The following is a 21,858-nucleotide window of genomic DNA, read 5'->3' as shown; positions in this document are numbered from 1 at the left end:
CAATTGTCCGGCCGGTACGGGGCAGACTGGGCGGATGGCTGATCAGTACGCGCAATCCCGCGAGAACAACCGGCCCACCGAGATACCGGCGATCCGGTGGGACGAGCCGCCGGAAGGCCCGGTACTGGTCCTCCTCGACCAGACGCGGCTGCCCGCCGAGGAGGTCGAGCTGGTGTGCACGGACGCGCCCGCCCTGGTGGAGGCGATCCGTACGCTCGCGGTTCGCGGGGCGCCGCTGCTCGGTATCGCGGGGGCGTACGGGGTCGCGCTCGCCGCCGTCCGGGGGTTCGACGTGGAGGAGGCCGCGGCCGCGCTCGCGAGTGCCCGGCCCACCGCGGTGAACCTCTCGTACGGGGTGCGCAGGGCCCAGGCGGCCCACCTCGCGGTGCTGCGGGGCGGCGGTGACCAGAAGCAGGCCGCCGATGCCGCGCTGGCCGCCGCGCGGGCGCTCCACGAGGAAGATGCCCAGGCCAGCGCCCGGATGGCGACGCACGGGCTGGCGCTTCTCGACGAGCTGCTGCCCGGTGGAAACCACCGGATCCTGACGCACTGCAACACCGGTGCGCTGGTGTCCGGGGGCGAGGGCACGGCGTTCGCGGTGGCCCTCGCGGCGCACCGGGCGGGGCGGCTGCGCAGGCTCTGGGTGGACGAGACGCGGCCGTTGCTGCAAGGTGCTCGCCTGACGGCCTATGAGGCGGCGCGGAGCGGAATGGCGTACACCTTGCTCACGGACAACGCGGCGGGATCGCTGTTCTCGGCGGGAGAGGTGGACGCGGTGCTGATCGGTGCCGACCGGATCGCGGCCGACGGTTCGGTGGCGAACAAGGTGGGGAGCTATCCGCTCGCGGTGCTGGCCAGGTACCACCATGTGCCGTTCATCGTGGTGGCGCCGGTGACGACGGTGGATCCGGACACTCCGAACGGAGCAGCGATCGAGGTCGAGCAGCGTGCCGGACATGAAGTGACGGAGATCACAGCACCGCAGGTGCCGGTGGCGGGAGCGGAAGCGGGCGGCGGGATACCGGTGGCACCCCTGGGGACCCAGGCGTACAACCCGGCGTTCGACGTGACGCCGCCCGAGCTGGTGACTGCGATCGTCACCGAAGAGGGCGCCGTGTCTCCTGTGACGGCTGAGGCGCTAGAAGAGCTGTGTGACAGGTCACGCCAGGTAACGATTTAGTTAATGGGATGATGTCGTTTATGAAGGGACGAGTCCTTGTCGTCGATGACGACACCGCACTGGCCGAGATGCTCGGCATTGTGTTGCGTGGTGAAGGTTTTGAGCCGTCTTTCGTAGCCGACGGCGACAAGGCGCTGGCCGCTTTCCGTGAGAGCAAGCCCGACCTGGTGCTCCTGGACCTGATGCTTCCCGGCCGGGACGGTATCGAGGTGTGCCGCCTGATCAGGGCGGAGTCCGGGGTGCCGATCGTGATGCTCACCGCGAAGAGCGACACCGTCGATGTCGTGGTCGGCCTGGAGTCGGGCGCGGACGACTACATCGTGAAGCCGTTCAAGCCAAAGGAGCTGGTGGCCCGGATCCGGGCCAGGCTGCGCAGGTCGGAGGAGCCGGCGCCCGAGCAGCTCGCCATAGGCGATCTGGTCATCGACGTGGCCGGTCACTCTGTGAAGCGGGACGGGGCGTCCATCGCGCTGACTCCGCTGGAGTTCGACCTGCTGGTGGCGCTGGCCCGCAAGCCGTGGCAGGTGTTCACGCGTGAGGTGCTCCTGGAGCAGGTCTGGGGCTACCGCCACGCGGCGGACACCCGCCTGGTGAACGTCCATGTGCAGCGGCTGCGCTCCAAGGTCGAGAAGGACCCGGAGCGGCCGGAGATCGTGGTGACCGTCCGTGGCGTCGGTTACAAGGCCGGACCGAGCTGACATGTCCCGGGACAGTGCCGCTTCGGCGCCCGGCCAGCCGGGGACCCGCGCGGGGCGGCCTGTCGGCCGGAAGACGACGGGCTCCCGCTGGGGACAGTTCACCGAGGGCGGGCTGCTGCAGGGCGGAGTCCAGGGCAGCCCGGTCCTCCGGCTGGTCATGCGCTGGGTGCGGCGCCCGCTGCTGCCCGTCATGCGGCTGTGGCGGCGCAACATCCAGCTCAAGGTCGTCGTCACGACCCTGCTGATGTCGCTGGGCGTCGTTCTGCTGCTGGGCTTCGTCGTGATCGGACAGGTGCGCAACGGCCTGCTCGACGCCAAGGTGAAGGCCTCGCAGAGCCAGGCCACGGGCGGGTTCACGGTCGCCAAGCAGGAGGCCGACAGCGCGGCGGGCGCGGACGACCGCCCGGGCTCGGACGAGAACCCCGTGCAGAACGTGAGCGGGTGGATGAGCGCTCTCGTCGAGTCGCTGTCCAGCGGCGGCCAGGGCGCGTTCAGCGTCGTGACCCTCAGCACCGCCTCCGCCGACAACGACAGCAGGGGCCTCGGCCCGCGCGCTTCGGGCTTCGTCGACTGGAGCCTCAGCGTGCCCGAGGACCTGCGCGACCGGGTCGACGAGGGCGCGGGCGCGGCCCAGAGCTACACGCGCATCTTCTACACCAACGGCCAGGCGTCCCAGCCGGCGCTGATCATCGGCACCCAGCTCAACGACCCCAAGAACGCCCCGTACCAGCTGTACTACCTCTTCCCGCTCACGCAGGAGGAGAAGTCGCTCAGCCTCGTCAAGGGGACGCTCGCGACGGCCGGGCTGTTCGTGGTGGTGCTGCTCGGGGCGATCGCCTGGCTCGTGGTGCGTCAGGTCGTCACGCCCGTACGGATGGCCGCCGGGATCGCCGAGCGGCTGTCCGCCGGGCGCCTTCAGGAACGTATGAAGGTCACCGGCGAGGACGACATCGCGCGGCTCGGCGAGGCCTTCAACAAGATGGCGCAGAACCTGCAGCTGAAGATCCAGCAGCTCGAGGACCTGTCGCGGATGCAGCGGCGGTTCGTGTCCGACGTGTCGCACGAGCTGCGTACGCCGTTGACGACCGTCCGGATGGCGGCCGATGTCATCCACGACGCGCGCGTGGACTTCGATCCGATGACCGCGCGGTCGGCCGAGCTGCTCGCCGACCAGCTGGACCGGTTCGAGACGCTGCTCGCGGACCTGCTGGAGATCAGCCGCTTCGACGCGGGCGCGGCGGCCCTGGAGGCCGAGCCGATAGACCTGCGGGAGGTCGTACGCAGGGTCGTCAGCGGGGCCGAGCCGCTCGCCGACCGCAAGGGCACGCACATACAGGTCGTCGGGGACCAGCAGCCCGTCGTCGCCGAGGCGGACGCCCGGCGCGTGGAGCGGGTGCTGCGCAACCTCGTCGTCAACGCCGTGGAGCACGGCGAGGGCAAGGACGTCGTGGTCAAGCTCGCCGCGGCGGGCGGGGCGGTCGCGGTCGCGGTGCGCGACTACGGAGTGGGGCTCAAGCCCGGCGAGGCGACCCGGGTGTTCAGCCGCTTCTGGCGGGCGGACCCGGCACGCGCGCGTACGACCGGCGGTACGGGCCTCGGCCTGTCCATCGCCCTGGAGGACGCGCGGCTGCACGGCGGCTGGCTGCAGGCCTGGGGCGAGCCGGGGGGCGGCTCGCAGTTCCGGCTGACGCTGCCGCGGACCGCGGACGAGCCGCTGCGGGGCTCGCCGATACCCCTGGAGCCCAAGGACTCGCGGCGCAACCGCGGGCTGAACGACGCGGGGCTGCCTCTCGGCGGCACGCAGAAGCTGGCCACGGTGCCCGCGCAGCCCGTCAGCGAGCGCACCGGTCCGCCGCCCATGCAGACCCGCCCGCTCGCCCCCCTGGTGACGGGCGCGGTGGACCCGGCGGCGCTGCCCGGCAACGGCGCGCGCGTGGTGCCGCGGCCCACCGCGGAAACGCGCGGCCAGAGCACCGAGGCAGCGCAGGACACCCCGTCCGAGGACGGCCGGGGAACCGGTGAGCAGCCGGAACAGTTGAAGCAGGGGGAGGAATCACGTGGGCGCTGACCGCGATCGGGGCGGCCGTCGGCGTCCGGTGCGTCTGGTGACGTACGGCGTCTGCGGGGCCGTACTGCTGACCGGGTGCGCCTCGATGCCGGACGGCGGGGATCTGCGTGGCGTCGAGGCCTCGCAGCGGCCGGACCCGCAGGTCCGGGTCTTCGCCATGCCGCCGCGGGAGAACGCGCAGCCCGAGGAGATCGTGCAGGGCTTCCTGGAGGCGCTGACCAGCGACGATCCGGGGTTCGAGACGGCACGCAAGTACCTGACGGGCGAGGCGTCCAAGGAGTGGCGTCCGAACCAGTCGACGACGGTGCTCGCGGACGGGCCGAACACCGCGGCGGAGCACAGCGGCAGCCGGGAGGCGACCGGCGACTTCGTGTATTCGCTGACCGGCACCAGGGTCGCCAAGGTGGACTCGCAGTTCGCGTACGAACCCGCCGCGGGAACGTACAACGAGCTTGTGCACCTCGCGAAGTACAAGGAGAAGGACGGCAGCAGGCAGTGGCGCATCGACGAGCTGCCGCAGGGCCTGGTGATGGGGAAGTCCGACTTCCAGCGCAACTACCTGTCCGTCAACAAGTACTTCTTCGCGTCGAACACGTCGGGCAGGACGGACGATCAGCTCGGGGCGGTCGCCGACCCCGTCTACGTGCGCGAACAGGTGGACCCGGTGACGCAGATGGTCCGCTCGCTCCTGAAGGGGCCGACGAGCTGGCTCAAGCCGGTCGTCAGGTCCAGCTTCCCCACCGGTACGGCGTTGAAGAAGGGCGTCAGGACACTCGCGCCCGACGACCAGAACCGGCTGACGGTGCCGTTGAACGACAAGGCCGACCGGATCGGCCAGTCCGTGTGCACGGAGATGGCGGCCCAACTCCTGTTCACCCTGCAGGACCTGACGCCCACGGGCATCGACGAGGTGGTGCTGCAGCGTTCGGACGGCACGCAGTCGTGTGCGCTCAGAGCGAGCAAGGCCGAGATCTACGTCGCCCACGGCCCGGCGAAGCGTGCCGAGTACGAGTACTTCATCGACGGTGAGAAGCGGCTCGTCCGGATAGCGAGCACGGGCAGCGAGCAGGAGCCCGAGCCGGTGCCGGGTGCGCTCGGCGACGGCGACAAGGCGCTGCGGGCGGCCGCGGTCTCGCGGGACGAGGACACCGCGGCCGGGGTGTCGCTCGACGGGCGCTCGCTGTACGTGGGGTCGCTCGCGTCGGGCGGTTCGCTCGGGGAGCCCGTGCTGCGCAGCAAGGCCAAGTCGGAGGACGACGGGCTGACGACGCCCAGTTGGGACGCGAGCGGGGACCTGTGGGTGGCCGACCGTGACCCGAAGAGCTCCAGGCTGCTGCTGCTCGCGAAGGGCGCGGGTGAGCCTCTGGTGGTCACGACGCCCGGCCTCGAAGGGCGGATCGAGGCGGTGCGGGTGGCCGCCGACGGGGTGCGGGTCGCGCTGATCCTGCGGACGAACGACAGGACGACCCTGCTCATGGGGCGGATCGAGCGGCAGAACGGATCGGACGGGAAGCCGTCCGTCTCCATCCATGCGCTGCGGTCCGTGGCACCGCAGCTGGAGGAGGTCACCGCCATGTCCTGGGCCGGCGACAGCCGTCTGGTCGTGGTGGGCCGCGAGGCGCGGGTCGTGCAGCAGATCCAGTACGTCCAGGTCGACGGCTCCACACCGGTCGGTCCGGCACCCGCCGCGCTCACCGGCGTGAAGGAGATCGCCGCCTCCGAGGACGAACGGCTGCCCCTGGTGGCCCACTCGGAGGACGGGATCGTGCGGCTCTCGTCCGGGTCCCAGTGGCAGACGGTGGTCAAGAAGGGGATGGCGCCGGTCTATCCGGGGTGAGCCCTGGGCCTGGCCTGCCTGGTCCGGCTTGCCTTCACTGTCTGAGCGCCTCGCTCGTGTGGGTGACAACGTCCCTGTGGTTGGCCGGAGTTGTCCACAGGGGTGGCCGGGGAGCTCGGGCGTTGGCACAGTGGTGGGCATGCGGGGGTGGTGGCAGGACCTCACGGACCTGGTGCTGCCGGCCGAGTGCGGAGGCTGTGGGAGGCCTCGCACGGTGCTCTGCCCGGAGTGCCGTGCCGCCCTGACAGGGGCCGTACCGAGCCGGGTGCGACCGGAGCCGGAACCACCGGGGCTGCCGGTGGTTCACGCGGCGGCCCCGTACGAGGACGCGGTGCGCGCGGTGCTCCTCGCCCACAAGGAACGGGGTGCGCTGATGCTCGCGGGGCCGCTGGGAGCGGCGCTGGCGGGGGCCGTGCGGGCTGGGCTCGCGTCCGGCGCCTGCGGGCCTGGTGGACCCGGTGGACCCCGTGGGCACGGTGAACCTGGTGGACCCGTCGGAGTGGGCGGCTCCGGGGCGCCTGTGCGGCCTGTGTCGCTCGTTCCCGTGCCGTCCGCGCCCTGGGCGGTCCGGGCGCGGGGGCACGACCCGGCGCGGCGGATCGCGCTGGCAGCCGCGGGTGAGCTGCGGCGTACGGGGACACCGGCCCGGGTACTCGCCGTACTGAGGCAGCGGCGTGCCGTGGCCGACCAGTCGGGGCTCAACTCCCGGCAGCGGCTGGACAATCTCGCCGGCGCCCTGGAGGTGCCCGCGGGAGGGGCGCGGCTGTTGGCCGACGGCGGGCGGGTCGTGCTCGTCGACGACCTGATGACCACGGGCGCGTCCCTGGCGGAGGCGGCAAGGGCCCTGAACGCCGTTCTCGTGGCGGGAACCGGTCCTTACGGCCGAGTAACACCCAAAGTGACAGGGGAAGGGATGTCTCAAGCGGCAGCTGCAGGTGTAGGCCGACCAGAAGCGGTCAGGGAAATGAGAGGTACGAAGGACGCCGAAGGCGTGCTCGCAGCGGCTGTGGTCGCGGCGACTCCGGCATCTTTCGAAATAAACCGGAACTGACAGAGAAGTTGCGTCGTTGCAGGTAGTGACAGGTTCTATTCACCTGAATGGAGGTACGTCGCAGTAGAGGGTGACGCCATCCGTCCAGGCGAGATATGTTCGGTTGTGAGGGAATGGCGACGCCGTCCCTCGCATATCGGAATGCCGTGCCGTGGGTTTTCTGCAATCACCCGCGACAGTGGGTGGAGATCTTGCCCGCGGGGGAGGAGGAGGTGGAAGTCACCGAGTCCGAGGCTCCGGGAGTCGCTGGAGCCTGGTGCAAAAGGGAGATGCTCCGCCGTCGATGCGGAGTGATCCGGGAACGGAGTTCTGCGTGGACATCGTCGTCAAGGGCCGCAAGACCGAGGTGCCCGAGCGGTTCCGCAAGCACGTGGCCGAGAAGCTGAAGCTGGAGAAGATCCAGAAGCTCGACGGCAAGGTGATCAGCCTCGACGTCGAGGTGTCCAAGGAGCCCAACCCCCGACAGGCCGACCGCTCCGACCGAGTGGAGATCACGCTTCACTCCCGCGGTCCGGTGATCCGGGCGGAGGCAGCGGCGAGCGATGCGTACGCGGCGCTGGACCTGGCGGCAGACAAGCTGGAAGCGCGGCTGCGCAAGCAGCACGACAAGCGGTACACACGCCGTGGTGCCCGCAGGATCTCGGCAGCCGAGGTCGCCGACCACGTCCCGGGCGCGGCGACGCTGAACGGGAACGGCAGTGTGGTCCACGAGGAAGAGCCCGAGGCCGTGCCGACGAAGAAGATCGGCTCGCTCGAGGTGAAGGGTGACGGCCCCCTCGTCGTCCGCGAGAAGACCCACGTCGCGTCCCCGATGACGCTCGACCAGGCGCTCTACGAGATGGAGCTGGTCGGGCACGACTTCTATCTGTTCGTCGACTCCGAGACCAAGGAACCGAGTGTCGTCTACCGGCGGCACGCGTACGACTACGGCGTCATCCACCTCAGCACGGACCCGATGGTCGCCAAGGCGCAGCAGGCCCCGGCGGGCGGGGCGCTGGGCGGCTGACCTCGCTCTCTGAGCACCGAACCGGTGCCCCTGGAGTGCCCGTGCGCCCCCAGGGGCACCGGTGTGCGACCCCTTAGTGCCCCGCTCTGTCGTCCCGTTGTCGCCCGGGCATGAAATCATGGCGGCACCGGCCCAACCGGTGGGCCGTTGCCTCGGGTTGGCGATGGCACAGGAAACACAGGCCACGGCCTTCAGGGGGAGGAACCATGGCGGACAGCTTCGGACCGATGCGTGACGAAGATGCCGACGACGGCGTCGTCGGCATGGGCCCGGACGCGGGGTCCCCGCGCAAGGAACCCATCAGGGTCCTTGTCGTGGATGACCATGCCCTCTTCCGTCGCGGCCTGGAGATCGTGCTCGCCGCCGAGGAGGACATCCAGGTCGTCGGGGAGGCGGGCGACGGCGCGGAGGCGGTCGACAAGGCCGCCGATCTGCTGCCGGACATCGTGCTGATGGACGTACGGATGCCCAAGCGCGGCGGCATCGAGGCGTGCACCTCCATCAAGGAGGTCGCGCCCAGCGCGAAGATCATCATGCTGACGATCAGCGACGAGGAGGCGGACCTCTACGACGCGATCAAGGCGGGGGCCACCGGGTATCTCCTGAAGGAGATCTCCACGGATGAAGTGGCCACGGCCATTCGTGCTGTTGCCGACGGGCAGTCGCAGATCAGTCCGTCGATGGCGTCGAAGCTGCTCACCGAGTTCAAGTCGATGATCCAGCGGACGGATGAGCGGCGGCTGGTGCCGGCGCCTCGGCTCACCGAGCGTGAGCTGGAGGTTCTCAAGCTCGTGGCGACCGGGATGAACAACCGGGATATCGCCAAGGAGTTGTTCATCTCCGAGAACACCGTGAAGAACCATGTGCGGAACATTCTGGAGAAGCTGCAGTTGCACTCCAGGATGGAGGCCGTGGTGTATGCGATGCGGGAGAAGATTCTTGAGATTCGTTGACGGCGGGTGTTGTTGAGCGCCGTGGGGTGAACGGTTGCGGTTGGGTCTGGCTGCGGGCCGGTGGGGGCTGGTCGCGCAGTTCCCCGCGCCCCTAAAAGGCCCCCGGCGCCGCCAACAGGGAACTCAGCCAGACCTAGCCCAGCGTTCGGGCCAGTTCCGTTGTCAGGGCTTCTCGTAGGGGCGCGGTGTTTGCCCGCTCCACTCGGATGTTTGTGCAGTCGACCCAGGTGGCTGCCTCCATGAGGGCCTGGGCCACTGCCGGTACGGCCTTGGGGCTGTCGAGGGTGACCTGCTTGGCCACCAGTGTGGCGCCCTCGCGGGCCGGGTCGACACGGCCGACCAGGTGGCCGCCGGCGAGGACCGGCATGGCGAAGTAGCCGTAGACCCGCTTCGGCTTGGGGACGTAGGCCTCCAGGCGGTGGGTGAAGCCGAAGATGCGCTCCGTGCGGGCCCGCTCCCAGACCAGGGAGTCGAACGGCGACAGCAGCGTGGTGCGGTGGCGGCCCCTCGGAGGTGTCTCCAGGGCCGCAGGATCCGCCCAGGCGGGCTTGGCCCAGCCCTCCACCGTGACCGGGACCAGACCGGAGTCCGCGAGCACCGCGTCGACCTGCTCGCCCTTGAGGCGGTGGTAGTCGGCGATGTCCGCGCGCGTGCCGACGCCCAGGGACTGGCCCGCGAGCCGGACCAGGCGGCGCAGGCACTCCGCGTCGTCCAGCTCGTCGTGGAGCAGGGCGCCCGGGATGGCGCGCTCGGCGAGGTCGTACACCCGCTTCCAGCCGCGGCGCTCCGTGCACACCACCTCGCCGTACATCAGCGCGCGCTCGACGGCGACCTTCGTGCCCGACCAGTCCCACCACTCGCTGGTCTTCTTCGCGCCGCCCAAGTCGGTGGCCGTGAGCGGGCCTTCGGTCCTGAGCTGCTTGATGACCTGTTCGTACGTGCCGTCCGGCAGGTCGTGGTTCCAGTGCGGGCGGGCGCGGTAGGCGCGGCGGCGGAACGCGAAGTGCGGCCACTCCTCGACGGGGAGGATGCAGGCCGCGTGCGACCAGTACTCGAAGGCGTGGGGGCTCGGCGGAGCTGTGCCGTCGGACGCCGGCGTCCAGTAGGCGCCGTCCACCGTCTTGCGGCCGACCGCGCCGAGGCGGGCGTACGGGATGAGTTCGTGGGAGCGGGCCAGGACGGAGATCGTGTCGAGCTGGACCGCGCCCAGGTGCCGCAGTACGCCTCGGACGCCGCCCCTGCGGTCGGGAGCGCCCAGGAAACCCTGGGCGCGCAGGGCGATTCGGCGGGCCTCGTCGGCGGTGAGTTCGGCGGTGGGGCGCGGCAGACTCGTCATGGTCAGCACGATATGCGGTGCCACTGACAGTGGGCCCTGAGCTGCGGAAACCGCCGGGGAAGCCGGTCCGGGGGACGGGCGGGTGCCGGGAGTCAGTCCTGGCGTGGTGCGGGCAGGTAGGGCGCCGTCGACGGCAGGCCCAGGTCGGACGGGAGCAGGGATCCGATCCAGCAGTCGCGGCGTACGCCCTTGTTGTTGATGCCGGAGCGGAGGGTGCCCTCGACGCTGAAGCCGGCGCGTTCGGCGACCGCGCGGGAGCCCGTGTTGCCGACCTCGGCCCGCCACTCGACGCGGTCGATCGCCAGCTGGGTGAACGCCCAGCGGGAGGCGGTGACGGCGGCCTCGGTGATGTAGCCGTTGCCCCGGTGTTGCTTCGTCGCCCAGAAACCGATCTCGCCGACTCCCAGGGAGCGCATCGTGATGGCGAGCATGCCGGCCAGTTCACCGCTGACGGGCAGGAAGACACCGAAGGTGAACATCGAGCAGTCCACCCATCCGTCGGGCACCATCTGCTCGGTGAAGGCCGTGGCGTGCTCGGGCAGATAGGGCGAGGGGATCGTGGTCCAGCGCTGGATGTCGGGATCCTGGACGGCGTCGTACACGGCGTCGGTGTCGTGCGGTCCCACCGTGCGCAACAGGAGCCGTTCGGAGGTCAGTGTGACGGGGTCCATCGGCCGATTCTGCTCGGGCTTCGCTGAGGAAGCCATCACTTTAGCCCTGTGTGAGGCGGCGGTTACCTTTCGTAGCGCTTGCGCGGCACCTTCCGCATCCTCCGCCCGTTGTCTTAATGGCTGTCACATGCAGACCTCCCGGCGCGGTGGGGTCCTCGCTTACGATGGCCGTTGCTCAAGCTGTGATTTGAACTGTCATTGAAACCGACCGTCCCAGGCCCGACCGGCAAGGAGACAAACCCCCGTGTCCGTCCTCTCGAAGATCATGCGTGCAGGCGAAGGAAAGATCCTGCGCAAGCTGCACCGCATCGCGGACCAGGTCAACTCCATCGAAGAGGACTTCGTTGACCTCTCCGACGCCGAGCTGCGAGCCCTGACCGATGAGTACAAGCAGCGGTACGCCGACGGCGAAAGCCTCGACGACCTGCTGCCCGAGGCGTTCGCGACCGTCCGCGAGGCCGCCAAGCGCGCCCTCGGCCAGCGTCCCTACGACGTACAGATCATGGGCGGCGCCGCGCTTCACCTCGGCTATGTCGCCGAGATGAAGACCGGTGAGGGCAAGACCCTGGTCGGCACGCTGCCCACGTATCTGAACGCCCTCTCCGGAGACGGCGTCCACCTCATCACGGTCAACGACTACCTGGCCGAGCGCGACTCCGAGATGATGGGCCGTGTCCACAAGTTCCTGGGCCTGAGCGTCGGCTGCATCCTGGCCAACATGACGCCGGCCCAGCGCCGCGAGCAGTACGCGTGCGACATCACGTACGGCACGAACAACGAGTTCGGCTTCGACTACCTGCGCGACAACATGGCGTGGTCGCAGGACGAACTGGTGCAGCGCGGCCACAACTTCGCGGTGGTCGACGAGGTCGACTCGATCCTTGTCGACGAGGCCCGTACGCCGCTGATCATCTCCGGCCCCGCCGACCAGGCCACCAAGTGGTACGGCGACTTCGCGAAGCTCGTCACGCGCCTGAAGAAGGGCGAGGCGGGCAACACCCTCAAGGGCATCGAGGAAACCGGCGACTACGAGGTCGACGAGAAGAAGCGCACCGTCGCCATCCACGAGCCCGGCGTCGCCAAGGTCGAGGACTGGCTGGGCATCGACAACCTCTACGAGTCGGTGAACACGCCTCTGGTGGGCTACCTGAACAACGCCATCAAGGCCAAGGAGCTCTTCAAGAAGGACAAGGACTACGTCGTCATCGACGGCGAAGTCATGATCGTCGACGAGCACACCGGCCGCATCCTCGCCGGCCGCCGCTACAACGAGGGCATGCACCAGGCGATCGAGGCGAAGGAAGGGGTGGACATCAAGGACGAGAACCAGACGCTCGCCACGATCACCCTGCAGAACTTCTTCCGCCTCTACAAGCGCCACGACCGCAACGGCAAGGAAGTCCCCGGTCTCTCCGGCATGACCGGTACGGCGATGACCGAGGCCGCCGAGTTCCACCAGATCTACAAGCTCGGCGTCGTCCCGATCCCGACCAACCGGCCCATGGTCCGCAAGGACCAGTCGGACCTGATCTACCGCACCGAGGTCGCGAAGTTCGACGCGGTGGTCGACGACATCGCCGAGAAGCACGAGAAGGGCCAGCCGATCCTCGTCGGTACGACGTCGGTCGAGAAGTCCGAGTACCTCTCGCAGCAGCTCTCCAAGCGAGGCATCCAGCACGAGGTGCTGAACGCGAAGCAGCACGACCGCGAGGCCCCGATCATCGCCCAGGCCGGCCGCAAGGGCGCCGTCACCGTCGCCACGAACATGGCCGGCCGTGGTACGGACATCAAGCTCGGCGGCAACCCGGACGACCTCGCCGAGGCCGAGCTGCGCCAGCGCGGCCTCGACCCCGAGGAGCACATCGAGGAGTGGGCCGCCGCGCTGCCCGCCGCCCTGGAGCGGGCCGAGAAGGCCGTGCAGGCCGAGTTCGAAGAGGTCAAGGACCTCGGTGGGCTCTATGTGCTGGGCACCGAGCGGCACGAGTCCCGCCGTATCGACAACCAGCTGCGCGGCCGCTCCGGCCGTCAGGGCGACCCGGGCGAGTCCCGCTTCTACCTCTCCCTGGGCGACGACCTGATGCGCCTCTTCAAGGCCCAGATGGTCGAGCGCGTCATGTCGATGGCGAACGTGCCGGACGACGTGCCGATCGAGAACAAGATGGTCACCCGCGCCATCGCCTCCGCCCAGTCGCAGGTCGAGACGCAGAACTTCGAGACCCGCAAGAACGTCCTCAAGTACGACGAGGTCCTCAACCGGCAGCGCGAGGTCATCTACGGCGAGCGTCGCCGCGTCCTTGAGGGCGAGGACATGCAGGAGCAGATCCAGCACTTCATGAACGACACGATCGACGCGTACATCGATGCGGAGACCGCCGAGGGCTTCGCCGAGGAATGGGACGTGGACCGGCTGTGGGGCGCCTTCAAGCAGCTCTACCCGGTGAAGGTCACCGTCGAGGAGCTGGAGGAGGCGGCCGGCGACCGTGCCGGTCTGACCGCCGAGTTCATCTCCGAGTCCATCAAGGACGACATCTACGAGCAGTACTCGGCCCGCGAGGAGCAGCTCGGCTCCGAGATCATGCGTGAGCTGGAGCGCCGGGTCGTGCTGTCGGTCCTGGACCGCAAGTGGCGCGAGCACCTCTACGAGATGGACTATCTCCAGGAGGGCATCGGCCTGCGCGCGATGGCCCAGAAGGACCCGCTGGTCGAGTACCAGCGCGAGGGCTTCGACATGTTCACCGCCATGATGGACGGCATCAAGGAGGAGTCCGTCGGCTATCTGTTCAACCTGGAGGTCCAGGTCGAGCAGCAGGTCGAGGAGGTTCCGGTCGAGGACGCCAAGCCGTCGCTCTCCAAGGGCGCGGTTCCCGCGGGTGCTTCCCGTCCGGAGATCCGGGCCAAGGGTCTCGACACTCCGCAGCGGCCGGATCGGCTGCACTTCTCCGCGCCCACCGTGGACGGGGAGGGTGGCGTCGTCGAGGGTGACTTCACCAACGATGACGAGCCGGTGCGGTCGGAGTCGGACGGGCTTACGCGCGCGGAGCGGCGTAAGCAGCAGAAGGGTGGGCGTCGCCGCAAGAAGTGACGGTTCGCTCCGCGGGGTGAGCAGTTGAAGGGCCGGGCACCTATTGGTGCCCGGCCCTTCGCGTTGGGCCGGCCCCTGGCCCTGAGGGCCGGAGCCGGGTGTTGTCGGCTGCGGGCCGGTGGGGGCTTGTCGCGCAGTTCCCCGCGCCCCTATGGGGCGCGGGACGCGGGACGTACCCGGTCAGTCCTCGGTTGTGCGTGGCATGCGGGTGCCGCCCAGTTCTACTGCTGTGCAGCGCCAGCGGAGGTCGGTGCCCTGTTCCAGGCGGAATGCCATGGCGCGGAGCTGGTCGCCCGCACCGATGCGGGCGAAGGCCTCGACGGCGCCCGGACGAGGGACGTAGTAGCCGATGTCGCGGACGACGGGGCGGGTGCCGCGGGCGCGGAGCGGGCCGCGTTCGGCGAGCCAGGCCAGTTCGTCGTACGCGCGTCCCGCGGTGTGCCGGAGCATGCAGTGGACGGGGCGCTGACCACTCAGAACGGCCACGAGACGGTCGGCGAACAGGTCGGTGGGGCGAGGCTGCCGGGGCCCACCCGCAAGGCTCTCAGCGGGGGCTGTGGGGCCCCTCCGAGGCGGGGCTCCGGAGGGGACCGGCGAGGCGGTCGGGACTGTGCTCGGGGCGGTGCCGGCCCGCCTTGTGCGGGGTGTGCCGCCGCCCGGAGCCGTACGAGGTGAGCCGCCGCCCGGGCGGCGCGTGTCGTGGCGTACGGGCGGGCGGGTGCCCGGGGCGCCCGTGGTGCGCTTCGTCCTGGTCATCACCTTGTTCACGGCGGGATCCCCATTCCGTCGGACCGGCTGGATACCGGTCGGTAACTTTCCGTTGGGGATCTTGTACGAGGCCGGAGCGGGTGGCCGCAAGGACGCTGGGCGCGTGCCGGGGGAGCCGGAAGGTTCACCTATCAGGGTGACGGAGGAGGGCGGGAGGCTTGGCGGGGCTGGGGTGTACCGGGTGATGTGCGAGGCCGGCGGTGGACGCCTCGGGAGGGGTGGCCGGGACTCGAAAGGGGACGCCCGCACGTATCCTGAAGGCCCTCCCGGGAGGCGCGGAGCCGCCCCCTCGGAGCCCTCCGACTACGAAAGCGGCCAGCCATGCGCGTCTACGTCCCCCTGACCCTCTCCGGTCTCGCCGAGGCGTACAAGACGGGTGAGCTGGGGTCGGGGCCCTTCGTCGCGTACGCCGTCACGCCCGCGCTGCGGGAGTGGTACCTGTCCGACGACATCGAGGAACTGGAGTACGCGGCGCTGAACCGGGCCGCGCTCGCCTCCCTGCGGCTGGTCGCGCTCGACCCCGCGGCCCCGCGCCGCCGGGTCGTCGTCGCCGTGGACGTGCCGGACGGGGCAGCGGTCGCCGACCCCGACCGGGGGCTCGACCCCTCGGCGCTCGGCGAGGTGCGGGTCGGTGGAGCCGTGGCGCTGGCCAAGGCCGCGGCCGTGCATCTCGACTCGGACGAGGCCGAGACGGACGTGACGGCGGCCGTGGACGTGCTGGGCGCGGCCGACCGGGGCGACGACGACGCGCAGTTCGTCGTGGACGGGGCCGAGGACCACGAGCTGCTGTGGTTCGCCACGCAGGAGATTCCGAACCTGGTGGGCCTGGGCGACTGACGGGCCCGGCAGCCCCGTCGCGGCTCCCGGGGGCGCGCACGGAAGCACGCCGGATGTGTTGTCAGTGTGGCCGGGTATTTTTTTGGTATGGGGATGCACGGAGCGGCACACATTGTCTGGGACTGGAACGGAACCCTGTTCCACGACAACACGGCGATCATCGGCGCGACGAACGCGGCGTTCGCCGAGCTGGGGATGGACCCGATCACGCTGGAGAGGTACCGGGAGCTGTACTGCGTACCGGTGCCGAAGTTCTACGAGCGGCTGCTGGGGCGGCTGCCCACGGACGAGGAGTGGGAGGTCATGGACGTGACCTTCCATCGGTACTACCTGGAGCACCGGGTGGGCTGCGGGCTCACCGACGGGGTGCCCGGGCTGCTCGCGGAGTGGGCGTCGGCCGGTCGCAGCCAGTCGCTCCTGAGCATGTACGGGCACGACGAGCTCGTCCCGTTGGTGCGGGGGTTCGGGATCGAGCCCCATTTCATACGGGTGGACGGGCGGACGGGGCCGTCCGGGGGCAGCAAGGCCGAGCACATGGTCCGCCATCTGGAAGCGCTGACGGGCGTGGAGCCCGCTCGTACGGTGGTGATCGGGGACGCGGCGGACGACGCGGTGGCGGCGCTGCACGTGGGGGCGCGGGCCGTGCTGTACACCGGTGGGTCGCACAGTCGGGCCAGTCTTGAGGGGGTCGGGGTGCCGGTCGTGGACAGCCTGGAGGAGGCCGTCGCGGAGGCCGAGCGGTTGGCGGCCTGAGGCACCTGGAATGGGTCGGTCCCCCTTGGCGAAACCGGGGGCTTCGCCCCCAGGCCCCCCGGGTGCGTTGTCGGCTGCGGGTTCGTTGTGGCTTGTCGCGCAGTTCCCCGCGCCCCTTACGGGGCGGGGGAAACTGTGCAGAGTGTCAAAAAGGGTGACCCTCTTTTGTACACATACGGCTCATGACGGGGGCCCCGTGGAGAGCGATAGCCTTGTGCCGTGATCAGCGCGATACGTCGCGGGGGCCTTGTTGCCCCTGCCCTGCGCCCGGAACGCACGGACGACATCCGTGACCGGGCGGTCGCTGGTCTCCCCGGGTGGGGAAGCTCAGAAAACACCGCATACGCGGCAGGCGCAGGTGCACCGAGAGCAGCGTCACAGCCTCCGGAGCCGCCAAGAATGGCCGATAACGCCCCGCTCATCTCTCATCGCGGCATAGCGTCGAACAAGACCGGACACCCCGCGTCGCGGCGCTACGTCACTTCACGTTCTACGACGTCACGCAACGGCGCGCGACAGGAGCCAGAGGACAATGCAGACCAAGCTGGACGAAGCCAAGGCCGAGCTGCTCGAACGGGCCGCCCGGGTAGCTGAGAACAGTCCGGTCGGGGGGAATCTTCACCTGCCGACCGGGAAGACGGGCGCGAGCGCTCCCGACCAGGACACCCTGCTCGCGTTCCTCCAGCGCTACTACCTGCACACCGCCCCCGAAGACCTCACCGACCGAGACCCGGACGACGTCTTCGGAGCCGCCTTCTCGCACTACCGGCTGGCCGAGAACCGACCTCAGGGCACGGCCAACGTAAGAGTCCACACGCCGACGGTCGAGGAGATCGGCTGGACCTGCAGCCACTCCGTCGTCGAGGTCGTCACGGACGACATGCCCTTCCTCGTCGACTCCGTGACCAACGAGCTGTCCCGGCAGGGCCGCGGGATCCATGTCGTGATCCACCCGCAGGTCATCGTGCGGCGCGATCTCACCGGCAGGCTCATCGAGGTCCTGAAGACCCGGCCCGCCGGCGAGCTGCCCCACGACGCCTTCGTCGAGTCCTGGATCCACGTCGAGATCGACCGCGAGACCGACCGCGCCGATCTCAAGCAGATCACCGCCGACCTGGTGCGCGTCCTGTCCGACGCCCGTGAGGCCGTCGAGGACTGGGAGAAGATGCGCGACTCCGCGCTGCGCATCGCCGACGAGCTGCCCACCGAGCCGACCGCCGACGACCTGCGCGACCAGGAGGTGGAGGAGGCCCGTGAGCTGCTGCGCTGGCTCGCGGACGACCACTTCACCTTCCTCGGGTACCGGGAGTACGAGCTGCGCGAGGACGACGTGCTCGCCGCCGTTCCCGGCACCGGACTCGGCATCCTGCGCTCCGACCCGCACCACGCGACCGACGAGAGCCACCCGGTCAGCCCGTCCTTCGAGCGGCTGCCCGCCGACGCCCGTGCCAAGGCCCGCGAGCACAAGCTCCTGGTCCTCACCAAGGCCAACAGCCGCGCCACCGTCCACCGGCCCTCCTACCTCGACTACGTCGGCGTCAAGAGGTTCGACGAGGCCGGCAACGTCATCGGCGAGCGCCGTTTTCTAGGCCTGTTCTCCTCCGCCGCGTACACCGAGTCCGTCCGCCGCGTCCCCGTCGTGCGGCGCAAGGTCGCGGAGGTCCTCAAGGGCGCGGGCTTCTCGCCCAACAGCCACGACGGGCGCGACCTCCTCCAGATCATGGAGACGTACCCGCGCGACGAGCTCTTCCAGACCCCGCCCGACGAGCTGCGGTCGATCGTCACCTCCGTCCTCTACCTCCAGGAGCGGCGGCGGCTGCGGCTCTACCTGCGGCAGGACGAGTACGGGCGCTACTACTCGGCGCTCGTCTACCTCCCGCGCGACCGCTACACCACCGGCGTACGCCTGCGGATCATCGACATCCTGAAGGAGGAGCTCGGCGGCACCAGCGTCGACTTCACCGCCTGGAACACCGAGTCGATCCTCTCCCGGCTGCACTTCGTGGTCCGGGTTCCGCAGGGCACCGAGCTGCCGCAGCTCAGCGACGCCGACAAGGACCGCATCGAGGCACGGCTCGTCGAGGCCGCCCGCTCCTGGGCCGACGGTTTCGCCGAGGCACTCAACGCCGAGTGCGGCGAGGAGCGCGCCGCCGAACTGCTGCGCCGGTACGGCAACGCCATCCCCGAGGGCTACAAGGCCGACCACAACCCGCGCACCGCGGTCGCCGACCTGGTCCACCTGGAGAAGCTCGGCAACGGCAAGAACTTCGCGCTCAGCCTGTACGAGCCGGTGGGGGCCGCCCCCGGCGAGCGCCGCTTCAAGATCTACCGCACCGGCGAGTCGGTCTCCCTCTCCGCCGTCCTGCCGGTCCTCACCCGGCTCGGCGTCGAGGTCACCGACGAGCGCCCCTACGAGCTGCGCTGCTCGGACCGCGCGTCCGCGTGGATCTACGACTTCGGCCTGCGCCTGCCCAAGACGGGCAGCGGCAACGGCGACCAGCTCGGTGACGACGGCCGCGAGCGTTTCCAGGAGGCCTTCTCGGCGACCTGGACCGGGCAGGCCGAGAACGACGGCTTCAACTCCCTCGTCCTGAGCGCCGGGCTGAACTGGCGGCAGGCGATGGTGCTGCGCGCGTACGCCAAGTACCTGCGGCAGGCCGGTTCGACGTTCAGCCAGGACTACATGGAGGACACCCTCCGCAACAACGTCCACACCACCCGGCTGCTCGTCTCGCTCTTCGAGGCGCGGATGTCGCCGGACCGCCAGCGCGCCGGCCTCGAACTGACCGACGCCCTCCGCGAAGAGCTGGACGCCGCCCTCGACCAGGTCGCCAGCCTGGACGAGGACCGGATCCTGCGCTCGTTCCTCACCGTCATCAAGGCGACCCTGCGTACGAACTTCTTCCAGGAGGCGGGCGGCGGCGAGCCGCACACATACGTCTCCATGAAGTTCGACCCGCAGGCCATCCCGGACCTGCCGGCGCCGCGTCCGGCGTACGAGATCTGGGTGTACTCGCCGCGCGTCGAGGGCGTCCACCTCCGGTTCGGCAAGGTCGCGCGAGGCGGTCTTCGCTGGTCCGACCGGCGTGAGGACTTCCGGACCGAGATCCTCGGCCTGGTCAAGGCACAGATGGTCAAGAACACCGTCATCGTGCCCGTCGGCGCCAAGGGCGGCTTCGTCGCCAAGCAGCTGCCGGACCCGGCCGTGGACCGCGACGCCTGGCTGGCCGAGGGCATCCGCAGCTACAAGACCTTCATCTCGGCGCTGCTCGACATCACCGACAACATGGTGGCCGGCGAGGTCGTACCGCCCGCCGACGTCGTCCGGCACGACGAGGACGACACCTACCTCGTCGTCGCCGCGGACAAGGGCACGGCGACGTTCTCCGACATCGCCAACGGCGTCGCGGAGAGCTACAACTTCTGGCTCGGGGACGCCTTCGCCTCCGGCGGCTCGGCCGGCTACGACCACAAGAAGATGGGCATCACCGCCCGCGGCGCCTGGGAGTCCGTCAAGCGGCACTTTCGGGAACTGGCCGTCAACACACAGACCGAGGACTTCACGGTCGTCGGCGTCGGTGACATGTCCGGTGACGTGTTCGGCAACGGCATGCTGCTCAGCGAGCACATCCGGCTGGTCGCCGCCTTCGACCACCGGCACATCTTCATCGACCCGAACCCGGACGCGGCCACCTCGTACGCCGAGCGCCGTCGCCTCTTCGAGCTGCCGCGCTCCTCCTGGGAGGAGTACGACAAGACGCTGCTGTCGCAGGGCGGCGGCATCTTCCCCCGTACGGCCAAGGCCATCCAGCTCAACAGCCACATCCGCGAGGCCCTCGGCATCGAGGGCAACATCGCCAAGATGACCCCCGCCGACCTGATGCGGGCGATCCTCAAGGCGCAGGTCGACCTGCTGTGGAACGGCGGCATCGGTACGTACGTGAAGGCGTCGACCGAGTCGCACGCGGACGTCGGTGACAAGGCCAACGACGCGATCCGCGTGGACGGCGCCGACCTCAGGGTCAAGGTCGTCGGCGAGGGCGGAAACCTCGGCCTCACCCAGCTCGGCCGTATCGAGTTCGCGCAGGCCGGCGGCAAGGTCAACACCGACGCCATCGACAACAGCGCGGGCGTGGACACCTCCGACCACGAGGTGAACATCAAGATCCTGCTCAACGCGGTGGTCGCGGACGGCGACATGACCGTCAAGCAGCGCAACAAGCTGCTCGCCGAGATGACCGACGAGGTCGGCGCGCTCGTCCTGCGCAACAACTACGCGCAGAACACGGCCCTGGCCAACGCGCTCGCGCAGTCCAAGGACATGCTCCACGCCCAGCAGCGCTTCATGCGCCATCTGGTCCGCGAGGGCCATCTGGACCGGGCGCTGGAGTTCCTGCCGACCGACCGGCAGATCCGGGAGCGGCTCGGCACCGGGCAGGGTCTGACCTCGCCGGAGACGGCCGTCCTCCTCGCGTACACGAAGATCACGGTCGCCGACGAGCTGCTGCACACGTCGCTGCCCGACGATCTGTATCTGCGGAGCCTGCTGCACGCGTACTTCCCGACCGCGCTGCGCGAGCAGTTCATCGAGCAGATCGACAGCCATCCGCTGTCGCGCGAGATCGTCACGACCGTGCTGGTCAACGACACGGTCAACACCGGTGGTACGAGCTTCCTGCACCGGCTCCGCGAGGAGACCGGGGCCTCGCTGGAGGAGATCGTGCGGGCGCAGACCGCGGCCCGTGCGATCTTCAACTCCAGCGAGGTGTGGGACGCCGTCGAGGCGCTCGACAACACGGTCGACGCGGGTGTCCAGACCCGGATCCGGCTGCACTCGCGGCGGCTCGTCGAGCGGGGGACGCGCTGGCTGCTCAACAACCGGCCGCAGCCGTTGCAGCTCGCCGAGACGATCGACTTCTTCCGGGAAGGGGTCACGCGGGTCTGGGCCGAGCTGCCCAAGCTGCTGCGGGGTGCCGATCAGGAGTGGTACCAGCAGATTTACGACGAGCTGTCCGAGGGCGGGGTGCCCGACGAGCTCGCCCAGCGGGTGGCCGGGTTCTCGTCCGCCTTCCCGTCGCTCGACATCGTGGCGGTGGGGGACCGGGTGGGCAAGGACCCGATGGACGTCGCGGAGGTCTACTACGACCTTGCCGACCGTCTGCGGGTCACGCAGCTCATGGACCGCATCATCGAGCTGCCTCGTGCGGATCGGTGGCAGTCCATGGCTCGGGCGTCCATCCGTGAGGATCTGTACGCGGCGCATGCCGCTCTGACCGCCGATGTTCTTGCCGTCGGGAACGGGGGGTCCACGCCTGAGCAGCGGTTCAAGGCGTGGGAGGAGAGGAACGTGGCGATTCTTGCTCGGGCGCGGGCGACTCTGGAGGAGATTCAGGGGTCCGAGGCGTTTGATCTTGCGAATCTGTCTGTTGCGATGCGGACGATGCGGACGATGTTGCGTACGCGGGCGTAGGTCCTCGGGACCGGAGAGGGGCGCCCTGCGGGTTGGGGGCGCCCCTTCTTTTTCGCCCCCGCCGCCCCTACCCATTCCCGTCACTAACTCAGGGGCTCCGCCCCCGAACCCCCAAAAGACTGCGCAGTTCCCCGCGCCCCTTAAAAGG

The 21,858-nt window shown here is 69.6% G+C and carries 14 protein-coding genes; 11 read left to right on the top strand and 3 right to left on the bottom strand.

Features of this window, described 5'->3' with window-relative positions; translation table 11 throughout:
- The first annotated feature begins 34 nt into the window (after positions 1 to 34).
- From mtnA to ACFWXQ_RS47990, 7 genes are all read left to right on the top strand, one after another.
- Positions 35 to 1,180, top strand: coding sequence for an S-methyl-5-thioribose-1-phosphate isomerase (mtnA, locus tag ACFWXQ_RS48020; RefSeq protein WP_383947224.1), 1,146 nt, complete (start codon positions 35 to 37; stop codon positions 1,178 to 1,180).
- An 8-nt stretch (positions 1,181 to 1,188) separates the two neighbouring features.
- Positions 1,189 to 1,878 (top strand): two-component system response regulator MtrA, encoded by a 690-nt coding sequence (gene mtrA, locus ACFWXQ_RS48015; RefSeq protein ID WP_188114266.1) that lies wholly within the window; start codon positions 1,189 to 1,191, stop codon positions 1,876 to 1,878.
- Position 1,879: 1 nt separating this feature from the next.
- A complete protein-coding gene (mtrB, locus tag ACFWXQ_RS48010; protein WP_383947228.1) occupies positions 1,880 to 3,946 on the top strand; it encodes an MtrAB system histidine kinase MtrB in 2,067 nt (688 codons plus the stop codon).
- Entirely contained in the window at positions 3,936 to 5,783 is a 1,848-nt protein-coding gene (locus tag ACFWXQ_RS48005) for an LpqB family beta-propeller domain-containing protein (RefSeq protein ID WP_383947231.1), read from the top strand. The genes mtrB and ACFWXQ_RS48005 overlap by 11 nt, the downstream gene beginning before the upstream one ends.
- A 139-nt stretch (positions 5,784 to 5,922) precedes the next feature.
- Positions 5,923 to 6,834 carry a ComF family protein gene (locus ACFWXQ_RS48000; RefSeq protein WP_383947234.1) on the top strand — a complete coding sequence of 304 codons (912 nt, stop codon included), beginning with the start codon at positions 5,923 to 5,925 and terminating at the stop codon, positions 6,832 to 6,834.
- Positions 6,835 to 7,147: 313 nt separating this feature from the next.
- Positions 7,148 to 7,840, top strand: a complete 693-nt coding sequence (gene hpf, locus ACFWXQ_RS47995; RefSeq protein WP_383947237.1) for a ribosome hibernation-promoting factor, HPF/YfiA family — start codon at positions 7,148 to 7,150, stop codon at positions 7,838 to 7,840.
- A 206-nt stretch (positions 7,841 to 8,046) separates the two neighbouring features.
- Complete coding sequence (locus ACFWXQ_RS47990; protein ID WP_055617175.1) at positions 8,047 to 8,793, top strand: response regulator transcription factor; 747 nt, start codon at positions 8,047 to 8,049, stop codon at positions 8,791 to 8,793.
- Positions 8,794 to 8,926: 133 nt separating this feature from the next.
- Here ACFWXQ_RS47990 and ACFWXQ_RS47985 read toward each other — a convergent pair whose 3' ends face one another.
- A complete protein-coding gene (locus tag ACFWXQ_RS47985) occupies positions 8,927 to 10,129 on the bottom strand; it encodes a winged helix-turn-helix domain-containing protein (RefSeq protein WP_383947240.1) in 1,203 nt (400 codons plus the stop codon).
- 92 nt (positions 10,130 to 10,221) lie between these two features.
- On the bottom strand, positions 10,222 to 10,800 hold the full coding sequence (locus ACFWXQ_RS47980; protein ID WP_383947243.1) for a GNAT family N-acetyltransferase: 579 nt from the start codon (positions 10,798 to 10,800) through the stop codon (positions 10,222 to 10,224).
- Between the two features lie 244 nt (positions 10,801 to 11,044).
- Here ACFWXQ_RS47980 and secA point away from each other — a divergent pair, with 244 nt between their 5' ends.
- Complete coding sequence (gene secA, locus ACFWXQ_RS47975; protein WP_383947246.1) at positions 11,045 to 13,882, top strand: preprotein translocase subunit SecA; 2,838 nt, start codon at positions 11,045 to 11,047, stop codon at positions 13,880 to 13,882.
- Between the two features lie 180 nt (positions 13,883 to 14,062).
- On the opposite strand, the gene ACFWXQ_RS47970 is transcribed toward secA, so the two are convergent.
- On the bottom strand, positions 14,063 to 14,650 hold the full coding sequence (locus ACFWXQ_RS47970) for an Rv3235 family protein (RefSeq protein ID WP_383947249.1): 588 nt from the start codon (positions 14,648 to 14,650) through the stop codon (positions 14,063 to 14,065).
- A 321-nt stretch (positions 14,651 to 14,971) separates the two neighbouring features.
- Between ACFWXQ_RS47970 and ACFWXQ_RS47965 the strand changes: the two genes are divergently transcribed.
- From ACFWXQ_RS47965 to ACFWXQ_RS47955, 3 genes are all read left to right on the top strand, one after another.
- Complete coding sequence (locus ACFWXQ_RS47965) at positions 14,972 to 15,487, top strand: DUF6912 family protein (protein ID WP_383947252.1); 516 nt, start codon at positions 14,972 to 14,974, stop codon at positions 15,485 to 15,487.
- An 87-nt stretch (positions 15,488 to 15,574) separates the two neighbouring features.
- The gene (locus tag ACFWXQ_RS47960) at positions 15,575 to 16,240 is read left to right on the top strand and encodes an HAD family hydrolase (RefSeq protein ID WP_383947255.1); all 666 of its coding nucleotides are present in this window, start codon (positions 15,575 to 15,577) and stop codon (positions 16,238 to 16,240) included.
- Between the two features lie 532 nt (positions 16,241 to 16,772).
- Positions 16,773 to 21,710, top strand: coding sequence for an NAD-glutamate dehydrogenase (locus ACFWXQ_RS47955; RefSeq protein ID WP_383947258.1), 4,938 nt, complete (start codon positions 16,773 to 16,775; stop codon positions 21,708 to 21,710).
- The last annotated feature ends 148 nt before the right edge of the window (positions 21,711 to 21,858 follow it).

This window comes from Streptomyces sp. NPDC058697 (genome assembly GCF_042715345.1).
GTDB classification, from domain to species: domain Bacteria; phylum Actinomycetota; class Actinomycetes; order Streptomycetales; family Streptomycetaceae; genus Streptomyces; species Streptomyces liliifuscus.
This window is presented reverse-complemented; position numbering and strand designations above follow the sequence as displayed.